This window comes from Streptomyces sp. NBC_00306 (genome assembly GCF_036169555.1).
GTDB lineage: Bacteria > Actinomycetota > Actinomycetes > Streptomycetales > Streptomycetaceae > Streptomyces > Streptomyces achmelvichensis.
Genome location: NZ_CP108032.1, coordinates 6094575 through 6107289, shown reverse-complemented (window position 1 = coordinate 6107289; position 12715 = coordinate 6094575). Strand labels below are relative to the sequence as shown.

General features: G+C 70.6%; 9 protein-coding genes. 2 read left to right on the top strand and 7 right to left on the bottom strand.

The window, feature by feature from the left end; all coding sequences use genetic code 11:
- Nucleotides 1–86: 86 nt before the first annotated feature.
- Nucleotides 87–1454, bottom strand: a complete 1368-nt coding sequence (locus OHA05_RS27250) for a M16 family metallopeptidase (protein WP_313948831.1) — start codon at nucleotides 1452–1454, stop codon at nucleotides 87–89.
- 26 nt (nucleotides 1455–1480) lie between these two features.
- Entirely contained in the window at nucleotides 1481–2824 is a 1344-nt protein-coding gene (locus OHA05_RS27245) for a M16 family metallopeptidase (RefSeq protein WP_328863468.1), read from the bottom strand.
- Between the two features lie 164 nt (nucleotides 2825–2988).
- On the opposite strand from OHA05_RS27245, the gene OHA05_RS27240 reads away from it, so the two are divergent.
- A complete protein-coding gene (locus OHA05_RS27240) occupies nucleotides 2989–5439 on the top strand; it encodes a DNA gyrase/topoisomerase IV subunit A (RefSeq protein WP_313943654.1) in 2451 nt (816 codons plus the stop codon).
- A 33-nt stretch (nucleotides 5440–5472) separates the two neighbouring features.
- Here the strand turns inward: OHA05_RS27240 and OHA05_RS27235 are convergent, their stop codons facing one another.
- Nucleotides 5473–6552, bottom strand: a complete 1080-nt coding sequence (locus tag OHA05_RS27235) for a CobW family GTP-binding protein (RefSeq protein WP_328861941.1) — start codon at nucleotides 6550–6552, stop codon at nucleotides 5473–5475.
- Nucleotides 6553–6604: 52 nt separating this feature from the next.
- Nucleotides 6605–7741: a citrate synthase/methylcitrate synthase gene (locus OHA05_RS27230; RefSeq protein ID WP_328861940.1), complete on the bottom strand. Its 1137-nt coding sequence runs from the start codon at nucleotides 7739–7741 to the stop codon at nucleotides 6605–6607.
- An 87-nt stretch (nucleotides 7742–7828) separates the two neighbouring features.
- Between OHA05_RS27230 and OHA05_RS27225 the strand changes: the two genes are divergently transcribed.
- Nucleotides 7829–9064 (top strand): citrate synthase, encoded by a 1236-nt coding sequence (locus OHA05_RS27225; protein WP_328861939.1) that lies wholly within the window; start codon nucleotides 7829–7831, stop codon nucleotides 9062–9064.
- A 94-nt stretch (nucleotides 9065–9158) separates the two neighbouring features.
- Here OHA05_RS27225 and OHA05_RS27220 read toward each other — a convergent pair whose 3' ends face one another.
- The 3 genes from OHA05_RS27220 to OHA05_RS27210 all read right to left on the bottom strand — a co-directional run bounded on the left by OHA05_RS27220 (nucleotide 9159) and on the right by OHA05_RS27210 (nucleotide 12715).
- Nucleotides 9159–10760: a glycoside hydrolase family 13 protein gene (locus OHA05_RS27220; protein ID WP_328861938.1), complete on the bottom strand. Its 1602-nt coding sequence runs from the start codon at nucleotides 10758–10760 to the stop codon at nucleotides 9159–9161.
- Between the two features lie 108 nt (nucleotides 10761–10868).
- The gene (locus OHA05_RS27215; RefSeq protein WP_328861937.1) at nucleotides 10869–11744 is read right to left on the bottom strand and encodes a carbohydrate ABC transporter permease; all 876 of its coding nucleotides are present in this window, start codon (nucleotides 11742–11744) and stop codon (nucleotides 10869–10871) included.
- A gap of 14 nt (nucleotides 11745–11758) precedes the next feature.
- Nucleotides 11759–12715, bottom strand: coding sequence for a carbohydrate ABC transporter permease (locus tag OHA05_RS27210; protein WP_328861936.1), 957 nt, complete (start codon nucleotides 12713–12715; stop codon nucleotides 11759–11761).

The following is a 12715-nucleotide window of genomic DNA, read 5'->3' as shown; positions in this document are numbered from 1 at the left end:
GCCCACTGCCCCACCGGACCGCGGAGGCCGCTCCACCGGGAGGCAGAGGCTGCTCCGCCGCGAGGGGAAGCGGCCGACGGCCTCAATCAGCCGGTGACAACCGTCACTTCACCGATACCGAGCGCCTTGACCGGCTCCTCGATAGCGGACGCGTCACCGACGAGCACCGTGACGAGACGGTCCTGGGGGAAGGCGCTGACGGCCGCTGCCGTCGCCTCCACCGTGCCCGTCTCGGCCAGCCGCACGTACAGCTGCGCCTGGTAGTCGTCGGGCAGATGCTGCTCCACCTGGTCGACGAGCGTGCTCGCGACGGACGCCGCCGTCTCGTACTTCAGCGGGGCGACGCCCACCAGGTTCTGCACGGCCACATCGCGCTCGGCGTCGGTGAGACCCTCGGCCGCCAGCGTGCGCAGCACCTTCCACAGATCGTCCAGCGCCGGGCCGGTGTTGGGCGTGTCCACCGAGCCGCTGATGGCGAGCATCGAGGCACCCGTGCCGTCGGGCGCCGAACGCAGGACCTGACCGAACGCCCGTACGCCGTAGGTGTAGCCCTTCTCCTCGCGCAGCACGCGGTCGAGACGGGAGGTGAGCGTGCCGCCGAGGCAGTACGCACCGAGTACCTGGGCGGGCCAGACGCGGTCGTGGCGGTCCGGGCCGACGCGGCCGATCAGCAGCTGCGTCTGAACGGCTCCGGGCCGGTCCACGATGATCACGCGGCCGGTGTCGTCGGCGGTGATCGCCGGGACGGGCCGGGACTGCGCGGTGTCGCCCGTCCAGTCGCCGAGGGTCTCGGCGAGCACGGCGTCGAGGTCGACCCCGGTGAGGTCGCCGACGATCACCGCGGTCGCGGTCGCGGGCCGGACGTGGGCGTCGTAGAACGCCCGGACGCCCGCGGCGTCGATCCGGGCCACGGTCTCCTCGGTGCCCTGACGCGGGCGCGACATCCGCAGCGATGCCGGGAAGAGCTGCTTGGACAGCTCCTTGGCTGCGCGGCGGGCCGGGTTGGCCATCTCGTGCGGAATCTCGTCCAGCCGGTTGCGCACCAGCCGCTCGACCTCGCTGTCGTCGAAGGCGGGCGCGCGCAGGGCCTCGGCGAGCAGCCCGAGCGCCTTCAGCAGCCGGGAGACCGGCACCTCCAGCGAGACCCGGACGCCGGCATGGTCGGCGTGCGCGTCGAGGGTGGCCCCGCAGCGCTCCAGCTCGGCGGCGAACTCCTCGGCGGAGTGCTTGTCGGTGCCCTCGGACAGGGCGCGCGCCATGATCGTGGCGACGCCGTCGAGGCCCTCCGGCTCGGCGTCGAGCGGGGCGTCGAGAGAGATCTCGACGGCCACGACCTGCTGACCGGGCCGGTGGCAGCGCAGCACGGTCAGACCGTTGTCCAGGGTGCCGCGGTCGGGCGCGGGGAAGGCCCACGGCTTGGCGGTACCCGCCTGCGGCTGCGGGTGGAACGTCATGGCGGTCAACGGCTCGGCGGCGTCGCTCACTGGTCCGCCCCTTCTTCCTCGTCGCTCTGGTCGTCCTGGTCGGCGGAGACCGGTTCGTACACCAGCACCGCCCTGTTGTCGGGGCGCAGCCGGGCCTGGGCGACCGCCTGCACCTCCTCGGCGGTGATGTCCAGCACGCGGTTGACGGCCGTCAGCGCGAGCTGCGGGTCGCCGAACAGCACGGCGTAGCGGGCCAGTTCGTCGGCGCGGCCGGCGACCGTGCTGAGCCGGTCCAGCCATTCGCGCTCCAGCTGCGCCTGCGCGCGCTCCATCTCCTCCGGCGTCGGGCCCTCTGCGGCGAACCGCGCGAGCTCCTCGTCGACGGCGGACTCGATCTGCGGGACCTCGACGCCACCGGACGTCTTCACGTCCAGCCAGCCGAGCGAGGGAGCACCGGACAGACGCAGCAGACCGAACCCGGCGGCGACGGCCGTACGGTCCCGCCGCACCAGACGGTTGTGCAGCCGTGAGGACTCGCCGCCGCCGAGGACGGTGAGCGCCAGGTCGGCCGCGTCGGCCTCGCGGGTGCCGTCGTGCGGCAGCCGGTAGGCGGCCATCAGCGCACGCGCCGGGACCTCCTCCCGGATCTCCTCGCGCAGCTGCTCACCGATGATCTCCGGCAGGGAGCCGTCGCGCGGCGGCTGCTTGCCGTCGTGGGAGGGGATGGAGCCGAAGTACTTCTCGATCCAGGCGAGCGTCTGCTCCGGGTCGATGTCGCCGACGACCGACAGCACCGCGTTGTTCGGCGCGTAGTACGTACGGAAGAAGGCGCGGGCGTCCTCGAGGGTCGCGGCGTCGAGGTCGGCCATCGAGCCGATCGGGGTGTGGTGGTACGGGTGGCCCTCGGGGTAGGCGAGGGCGGTCAGCTTCTCGAACGCCGTGCCGTACGGCACATTGTCGTAGCGCTGACGGCGCTCGTTCTTGACGACGTCGCGCTGGTTCTCCATGGACTCGTCGTCGAGGGCGGCGAGCAGGGAGCCCATACGGTCGGCCTCCAGCCAGAGCGCCAGCTCCAACTGGTGGGTGGGCATCGTCTCGAAATAGTTGGTGCGCTCGAAGCTGGTGGTGCCGTTCAGCGAGCCGCCGGCGCCCTGCACGAGCTCGAAGTGACCGTTCCCCTTCACCTGGCCCGAGCCCTGGAACATCAGGTGCTCGAAGAGGTGAGCAAGCCCTGTACGGCCCTTGACCTCGTGGCGCGAGCCCACGTCGTACCAGAGGCAGACCGCGGCGACCGGGGTCAGGTGGTCCTCGGAGAGCACCACGCGCAGGCCGTTGGCCAGCCGATGCTCAGTCGCTGTCAGGCCGCCGGAGCCGGCCTGCGCTGTGGCCGTGTGACCCATGGGCATGTACGTCCCTTCGATCGCGATATGGAGAGTGCTGCCACTGTATGCAAGCGGGCTGACACCTGGCGAAGTTCCCGGGTCGTGGTCTGCGTTGTCAGTGGGACGGTCCACAATGGTCCGCGTCAGATCCAGATCCGGTACGTGAAGGAGCAGCAGCCGCGATGGCCCGCCGCAGCACGAAGACCCCTCCGCCCGACGACTTCGAGGAGCGGATCCTCGACATCGACGTCGTCGACGAGATGCAGGGCTCCTTCCTCGAGTACGCGTACTCCGTGATCTACTCGCGCGCCCTGCCCGACGCCCGCGACGGCATGAAGCCGGTGCACCGCCGCATCGTCTACCAGATGAACGAGATGGGCCTGCGGCCCGACCGCGGATACGTCAAGTGTGCACGTGTCGTCGGCGAGGTGATGGGCAAGCTGCACCCCCATGGCGACGCCTCGATCTACGACGCCCTGGTGCGGATGGCGCAGCCCTTCTCCATGCGGGTGCCCCTGGTCGACGGGCACGGAAACTTCGGCTCGCTCGGCAATGACGACCCGCCCGCGGCGATGCGTTACACCGAGTGCCGGATGGCCGACGCGACGTCGCTGATGACCGAGTCGATCGACGAGGACACCGTCGATTTCTCGCCGAACTACGACGGCCAGGAGCGGGAACCGGTCGCTCTTCCGGCGGCCTTCCCGAACCTTCTGGTCAACGGCGCGTCCGGCATCGCGGTCGGCATGGCGACCAACATGCCGCCGCACAATCTGGGCGAGGTCATCGCCGCGGCCCGCCATCTGATCAAGCACCCGGGCGCGGACCTCGAGACCCTCATGCGGTACGTCCCGGGGCCCGACCTGCCGACCGGCGGGCGGATCGTGGGCCTCACGGGCATCAAGGACGCGTACGAGTCCGGCCGCGGCACCTTCAAGATCCGTGCCACGGTCACGATCGAGGACGTCACTCCCCGCCGCAAGGGCCTCGTCGTCACCGAACTGCCCTTCACGGTCGGTCCGGAGAAGGTGATCGCGAAGATCAAGGACCTGGTCGCCGCGAAGAAGCTCCAGGGCATCGCTGACGTCAAGGACCTCACCGACCGTGCGCACGGACTGCGCCTGGTCATCGAGATCAAGAACGGCTTCGTTCCCGAGGCCGTCCTGGAGCAGCTCTACAAGCTGACGCCGATGGAGGAGTCCTTCGGCATCAACAACGTGGCGCTGGTGGACGGCCAGCCGCTGACGCTGGGGCTGAAGGAGCTGCTGGAGGTCTACCTCGACCACCGCTTCGAGGTCGTGCGCCGGCGCAGCGAGTTCCGGCGCACCAAGCGCCGCGACCGGCTGCACCTGGTCGAGGGCCTGCTCGTCGCCCTGATCGACATCGACGAGGTCATCCGGCTCATCCGGTCCAGCGAGAACTCCGCGGAGGCGAAGCAGCGGCTGATCGAGCGCTTCTCGCTGAGCGACATCCAGACGCAGTACATCCTCGACACCCCGCTGCGCCGGCTGACCAAGTTCGACCGGCTGGAGCTGGAGAGCGAGCGCGACCGGCTGAACACCGAGATCGACGAGCTGACGGCGATCCTGGAGTCCGACGCCGAGTTGCGGAAGCTGGTCTCGGGCGAACTGGCCGCGGTGGCGAAGAAGTTCGGCACCGACCGGCGCACGGTGCTGCTGGAGTCCGGTGCCACGCCGGTCGCGGCGGTGGCGCTGGAGGTCGCGGACGACCCGTGCCGGGTGCTGCTGTCCTCGACCGGACTGCTGGCGCGTACCGTGACCGGCGAGCCGATCCCTGACGACGAGGGCAAGCGCGCCAAGCACGATGTGATCGTCTCCGCCGTCCCCGCGACCGCGCGAGGCGATGTGGGAGCGGTGACGTCGACGGGCCGGCTGCTGCGGATCTCGGTGATCGACCTGCCGCAGCTGCCGCACACCGCGTCCGCGCCGAACCTGTCGGGAGGCGCACCGCTCTCGGAGTTCCTCTCGCTGGAGACGGACGAGACGGTGATCTGCCTGACCACGCTCGACGAGTCGTCCCCGGGCCTCGCGCTCGGCACACTCCAGGGTGTCGTCAAGCGGGTGGTGCCCGACTATCCGGCGAACAAGGACGAGCTGGAAGTCATCACCCTCAAGGAGGGTGACCGGATCGTCGGCGGCGTCGAGCTGCGGACCGGCGAGGAGGACCTGGTCTTCATCGCCTCCGACGCCCAGTTGCTGCGCTACCAGGCGTCGCAGGTGCGGCCGCAGGGCCGGGCGGCGGGCGGCATGGCCGGCATCAAGCTCGCGGACGGCGCGCAGGTGATCTCGTTCACCGCGGTGGACCCGGCCGCGGACGCGGTGGTGTTCACGGCCGCGGGCTCCACGGGCGCGCTGGACGACTCGATCACGACGGTGAAGATGACGCCGTTCGACCAGTACCCGCGCAAGGGGCGGGCGACGGGTGGCGTGCGCTGCCAGCGCTTCCTGAAGGGCGAGGACATCCTGCTGCTGGCCTGGGCGGGCGCGAATCCGGTCCGGGCGGCCCAGCCGAACGGCTCCCCGGCGCGGCTCCCGGATCTGGACCCGCGCCGTGACGGCTCGGGCACCCCGCCGCCGTCGCCGGTGGCGGTGCTGGCCGGTCCTTCGAGCTGATCGCGGCTCTGCCGAAGGACGTGCCGGAGGGCCTTACGAGCCCTCCGGCACGTCGGGTACGAAACGCAGGACGCCCCACATGGTGTGTTCATCGGGGGCGTCCTGCGGCCCGGCCACGGGCAGGGCGTCGAGCTCCTTGCGCAGGGCCGCGGTGTCAATGCCCGAGCCGATCAGGACGATCCCGCTCTGCCGCCGCTCGCCCGCCGGCCAGGGCTCCGGGTGGAACCGGAGGAACCGGCCGACGGCGTGGACGGCGTAGCGACTGCGCGGATCGAGAGCGCCGAAGTCGACGAATCCCTTGATGCGGTACAGGCCTTCGGGCCGTGAGTCGAGGAAGTCCAGCAGACGGCGCGGGTGCAGGGGCTCGTCCGCGGTGAAGGAGACGCTCTCGTAAGCGGCATGCAGATGGCCGTCGTGCGCCTGCCCATGAGGGTGGCCGTCACCGTCCTGGTGCCCGTCGCCGTCCTCCTCCTCGCGCAGGTCCTCGAACGAGAGCTGGCCGACGCGCTCGCCGCGGGGCCGGCACTCGAAGAGCAGCTCCGGGTCGATCCGACCGAACGTCGCGCTGACCAGCGCCCCGCCGCCGAGCCCGCGGATCCGATCCCGCAGCCGCTGCCCGGCCGCGTCGTCGACCCGGTCCGCCTTGTTGAGCACGACGAGATCGGCGATGCCCAGGTGCCGCGCGATCTCGGGGTGCCGTTCCAGGGTGGCGTCGAACTCGGCCGCGTCGACGACCTCGACGAGCCCGCCGTACATGCCGCGCTCGTTCTCACTGGCGAGCACCATCCGGACGAGTTCCTGCGGCTCGGCGAGCCCGCTCGCCTCGATGACGATGACATCGAGGCGGGCGTCGGGGCGGGTGAGCCGGTCCAGGAAGACGTCGAGCTCGCTCGCGTCGACGGCACAGCACAGACAGCCGTTCCCGAGGGACACGGTGGAGTCCCCGAGCTGCCCGGCCACGGTCATGGCGTCGATCTCGATGGCCCCGAAGTCGTTGACGACGACGCCGATACGGGTGCCACGGCTCGCGCGGAGAAGGTGGTTGAGCAGGGTGGTCTTGCCGGATCCCAGGAAGCCCGCGAGGACGATGACGGGCACGGGTTTGCTGGTCATGGGGGTCGAGCGTAGTGGACGCGACCGACAACTCCGGGCCGCGCACGGCGCTTCAGGACGCCCGCGGCAGCACCGGCGGCGGCCCGACATACCTCGCCGCCGGGCGGATGATCTTGGAGTCCTCTGACTGCTCCAGGATGTTCGCGCTCCAGCCCACCACCCTCGCCGCGCAGAACGTCGGCGTGAACATCTCCCGCGGCAGTCCGCACAGCTCCATGACCACGCCCGCGTAGAACTCCACGTTCGTGTGCAGTTCCCGGCCCGGCTTCAGTTCCGCCAGGATCGCCTCGACCTGCGCCTCCACCTGGACCGCGAACTCCACCAGGGGGCCACCGAAGCTCTCCGCGATGCCGCGCAGCATGCGGGAGCGCGGGTCCTCGGTGCGGTAGACGGGGTGGCCGAAGCCCATGATGCGTTCGCCCGCGAGGACCCGTTCGCGGATCCAGGGGTCGATGCGGTCCGGGGTGCCGATGGCGTCGAGGGTGTCCAGGGCGCGGCTCGGGGCGCCGCCGTGCAGAGGGCCCGAGAGCGCGCCCGTCGCGCCGACCAGGCAGGCCGCGAGGTCCGCGCCCGTGGACGCGATGACCCGGGCGGTGAAGGTGGAAGCGTTGAAGCCGTGGTCGACGGTGGAGATGAGGTACTGCTCGATCGCCCTGGCCCGGGCGGGTTCCGGCTCCGAACCGGACAGCATGTAGAGGTAGTTGGCCGCGAACGGCAGGTCCTCGCGCGGTTCGACCGGTTCGAGCCCCCGGCCCAGCCGGTACAGCGCGGTGAGCAGCGTCGGGACGACGGCGCACGCGGCCAGCGCGTCCCTGCGGCGGGACTCGGTGTCGAGGTCGTAGACCGGCCGCAGTCCGGAGGCGGCTCCCAGCAGCGAGAGCGCCGTCCGCAGCCCGGACAGCTGGCCGGACGGCGCGCCGGCGCGGGCGATCCCCGGCAGTGCCGCCCGTACGACGTCGGGCAGCCGGCGCAAGGACGCCGTCTCGGCGAGGAAGGTCCGGCGCCGGTCGGCGTCGGGGAGCTCCCCGTAGAACATCAGATGCCAGACGTCCTCGAACCCGGTGCTCTGCGCGAGCTCGACGGCCGAGTACTGGCGGTAGTGGTAGAAGCCCTCCCGCCCCCGGACATCTCCCAGTGCGGTGTCGGTGACCACGACCCCGGCGAGTCCGCGCGGTACGTCCATCTGCATAACAGCCTCCTTGAATAGATTCGACTGTCCATGCTTGATTGCATCACTGTCAATATTGATTGAATCAATATGTGTACGGTGTTCCTCATGACGGAGAACGCACCGGAGACGGACCGGATCACCACGCGCGAGGCGGCCGAGCGGCTCGGCGTGAAACCCGAGACGGTGTACGCGTACGTCAGCCGCGGACAGCTCTCCAGCCGCCGCGACCCCACCGGCCGCGGCAGCACCTTCGACGCCAAGGAGGTCGACGCGCTCGTCCGCAAGGGGCGGCGCGAGCCCTCGGCCGGCAGTGACGTCACCCAGCGGATCCGTACCGGCATCACGCTGATCGACAAGGACCGGTACTACTTCCGCGGGGTGGACGCCACGGAGCTGGCCCGCAGCCACTCCTACGAGGAGATCGCCGACTGGCTCTGGACCGGCACACTGCACAGCGGCATCCGCTTCACCTCCCCGCCCGAGCCGCTGGCCGCCGCCCGCCGGGCGGTCGAGGCGCTGCCCGTGCACAGCGGGTCCACGGACCGGCTCCGGGTGGCGGCCATCGCCGCGGCCGTCGCCGATCCGCTCCGCTTCGACCTCGGCCGTGACGCCGTCCTCGGCAGCGCCCGCTCCCTGATCCCCGTCCTGGTCGACGCGCTCCCCAGGGTCGGTGAGCCGCACCGGGGAGAGGGCCGGCTGGCCTGGCGGCTGTGGTCACGGCTCACCGCGATGCGCCCCGACGAGGCGTTTCTGCGCGCCCTGGACATGGCGCTCTCGCTGCTCATCGACCACGACCTGGCCGCGTCCACCCTCGCGGTGCGGGTCGCCGCCTCCGCGCGCGCCCATCCGTACGCCGTCGTGTCCGCCGGACTCGGCGCGCTGGACGGGCCGCTGCACGGGGCGGCCAGCGGGCTCGCCCACCGGATGCTCGCCGATGTGCTCGAACGCGGCGGGGCGGCACCGGTCGTCGCCGACCATCTTCGGGCGGGACGCCGGGTCCCGGGGCTCGGGCACCGTCTGTACCCGGCCCAGGACCCGCGCGCCGAGGCCCTGTTCGGTGCGTTGGAGCAGATCCCGGCCGCCGGTCCGGCACTGGACGCGGCTCGTGAGGTGGAGTCGACGACCGCCCGTCATGTGGAGTTGCACGCCAATGTCGACATGGCGCTCGCCGTGCTCTCGCTGTCGTCGGGGATGCCGGCCGAGGCGGGTGAGACCGTGTTCGCCGTGGCGCGTACGGCAGGCTGGATCGCGCATGCGCTCGAGGAGTACGAGGAGCAGCCGCTGCGGATGCGGCCGAGCGGTCACTACAGCGGCCCCCGCCCGCCCAGGCCCGCGCCGTGAACGGGCGGAGAGGGCCATGGTGGGCGGGCGGCGCGCGTCCGTCGGCAGCGGCAGGCCCTGAGACCTACGGACGGCCGGCGGCCCCGGCCGCGGGTCAGGACCGCAGCCAGGCCGCCGTGTCCTGCGGGAGCCGCCCGCCGTCGTCCAGAGGGCCGCTCGTCAGCAGGACCCTTGTGTGGCCGGGGAGTTCGACGGGTTCCTCGGAGAGGTTGACGACGCAGATCAGCCCGCCGGTCCGGACGAAGGCGAGGACGTCCTGGGCGGATGGCAGCCAGTTCAGGGGACCGTCGCCGAAGCCCGTTTCGGTGCGGCGCAGGCGCAGGGCTTCGCGGTAGAGGACGAGCATGGAGTCCTCCGTCGCGGCCTGCCGGTCGGCTGCGTAGGCAGACCAGTCCGCGGGCTGCGGCAGCCAGGGCTCCTGCTCGGAACCGAAGCCGTAGTGCGGGGCGTCCGCGCGCCACGGCAGGGGCACCCGGCAGCCGTCCCGTCCGGGGTCCACCCCGAGCGAACGGAAATGCATCGGGTCCTGGATGCGGTCCAGCGGTATGTCCGCCTCGGGGAGGCCCAGTTCCTCGCCCTGGAACAGATAGACGCTGCCGGGCAGCGCGAGCGAGAGCAGGGCGGCGGCGCGTGCCCGCCGGGTTCCGGTCACCAGGTCGGACGGTGTACCGAAGCGCTTCTTGGCGAAGTCGAAGCCGGTGTCCTCGGCCCGTCCGTAGCGGGTGACCGTGCGGGTCACGTCGTGGTTGCAGAGCACCCAGGTGGCGGGCGCGCCCACCGGCGCGTGGAAGGCCAGCGTCGTGTCGATGGAGGCACGCAGCTCCGCCGCGTCCCAGGGCCGGGCGAGAAAGTCGAAGTTGAACGCGGTGTGCAGCTCGTCGGGGCGCAGATAGCGCGAGAACCGGTCCGGGTCGGGCACCCACAGTTCGCCGATGAGGACACCGTTGTACTCGTCGGCGACGGCCCGCCAGGAGCGGTAGATGTCGTGCAGTTCGTCGCGGTCGACGTAAGGGGTGGTGTCGTCCTCGGCGGCGTCCGGCAGATCGGGGTCCTTGGCGCACAGGGCGGCCGAGTCGATGCGGACGCCGGCGGCTCCCCGCTCGAACCAGAAGCGCAGGACGTCCTCGTGCTCCTGGCGGACGACCGGGTGACTCCAGTTGAGGTCCGGCTGCTCGGGCGTGAACAGATGCAGATACCACTCGCCGTCCGCGACCCTGGTCCAGGTCTCCCCCGAGAACTGCGACGGCCAGTTGTTGGGCGGCAGTTCACCGTTCTCGCCACGGCCGGGACGGAAGTGGAACAGCTCGCGCTCCGCGCTGCCGGGCCCTGCCGCGACCGCGGCCCGGAACCAGGCGTGCTGGTCCGACAGATGGTTGGGCACGATGTCGACGATGGTGCGGATGCCCAGTCCGCGTGCCTCGCTGATGAGCTTCTCGGCCTCGGCGAGGGTGCCGAAGGCCGGGTCGATGGCACGGTAGTCGGCGACGTCGTAGCCGCCGTCCGCCATCGGTGAGAGGTACCAGGGGTTGAACCAGATGGCGTCGATGCCGAGTTCGGCGAGGTAGGGCAGCCGGGCCCGCACCCCGGCGAGATCACCGGTGCCGTCGCCGTCACCGTCGGCGAAGCTGCGTACGTAGACCTGATAGATGGCGGCGGCGCGCCACCAGTCGTCCGTGTGATCCAGAGGGGCTGCCACGTGAGGTCCTTTCGGGCAGGTGGGACTCCGCCGCCGGCCCGGACAGCGGGGCGCCAGGGCAGGGCCGGCGGCGGAGACTCGAGGGGGAACGGGCGGTGCGGGCCGAGGTCAGCCCTTGAGTCCGCCCGCGGTGAGACCGCTCATGATGTTGCGCTGGAAGGCGAGGAAGATCAGGAGTGTGGGGATCGAGGCGATCGTGAGCGCGGCGATCAGCACGTTCTCCGGCACGCCGTTGGAGAGCGAGTAGATACCGACGTTGAGCGTCTGTTTGGTCGGGTCGGGCAGGGTGAGCATCGGCCAGAGGAAGTCCTTCCAGACGCCGACGACCGCGAAGATCGACACGACACCCAGGATGGGCCGCGAGATCGGCAGCACCACCGACCACAGGGTTCTGAACCGGGACGCGCCGTCGATGGCGGCCGCGTCGAGCAGCTCGTGCGGGATCGAGTCGAAGAACCGCTTGAGCAGGAAGATGTTGAAGGCGTTGGTGACCGACGGAAGCCAGATCGCCCAGGGCGAGTTGAGCAGGTTGCGCTCGACGATCGGGACGTCCAGCACCGTCAGGTACTGGGGTACGACGAGAACGGTGGCCGGGATCATGAGCGTCACCAGCATCATCGCGAGGATGGCCTTGCCGAAGACGGGCCGCAGCCGGGAGAGCGAGTAGGCCGCGGCGACGTCGAAGACCAGCTGGAACGCGAGCGCCCCGAAGGCGTAGTAGAGCGTGTTGAACAGCAGCCGGGAGAGGTCCATCACCTCCCAGGCCCGGGAGTAGTTCTCCGGATTCACCGAGCCCGGGACCAGGGTGGGCGGCGACTGGACGACTTCCTGGGTGGTCTTGAGCCCGCCGGAGACCATCCAGTAGAGCGGTCCGAGGAAGACGAGCGTGAACAGGACCATCACCAGGACGAAGGCGGTCCAGTAGAGCAGTCTGCCGCGGGGCCTGGCGAGTTGGGCCGGTGAGATGAGCGTACGTGTGGTCATGGCCGTCTTCCCGCCTACTCTTCCTCGGCGCGGCTGAGCCGGACGTACGCCGCGGAGAATCCCGCGAGCAGTACGAGCAGGACCAGGCCGAGCGCGGCCGCGCTGCCGTAGTTGTTGAAGTTGAAGGCGTACTGGTAGATCAGATAGACGACCGTGGTGGTCGAGCCCTCGGGGCCGGCGCCGCCGGCGAGCAGGAACGGCTCGGTGAAGACCTGCATCGTCGCGATGATCTGCATCAGCAGCATCAGCGAGAGGATGAGCCGGGTCTGCGGGATGGTGACGTACCAGATCTTGCGCAGCACGCCGGCGCCGTCCAGCTCGGCCGCCTCGTAGAGCTCCCCCGGTATGCCCTGGAGGGCGGCCAGGTAGATGAGGGTGGCGCCGCCCATGTTCATCCAGGTGGCGGCGATGACCACGGAGAGCATCGCGGTGTCGGGATCCTGGAGCCATTGCTGCTGGGGAAGGTGCGCGAGCTCCAGGAGCCGGTTCAGCAGTCCGTAGCCCGGGTCGTAGAGGTACTTGAACAGCAGGACCGAGGCGACCGGCGGCAGCATCACGGGCAGGTAGACGAGCAGGCGCAGGAACCCCTGTCCGTGGCGGAACTCGTTGAGGACCAGGGCGACGACGAACGGGACGATGAATCCGAAGACCAGCGCGAGCCCCGTGAACAGGAGGGTGTTGCGCCAGGCCTGCCAGAACGCCGGGTCGTTGAAGACGGTGGTCAGGTTGGACCAGCCGGCCCAGGTGGTCTGTCCGTTCTCGGTCTTCTGGAAGGCCAGGATGAACTCCCTGACCATGGGATACCAGGAGAAGAACGAGAAGCAGACGACGGCGCCGATCAGAAAGCCGTGCGCCGACAGATTGCGGCGCAGGGCCCGTACGAACGCCTCCCTCGACGCGTTCGTACGGGGCCCGCCGCCGCGCCCGGGACGCGGTGCGGCCTTGCGTGGGATGAGAGTGGGGGCCGACAT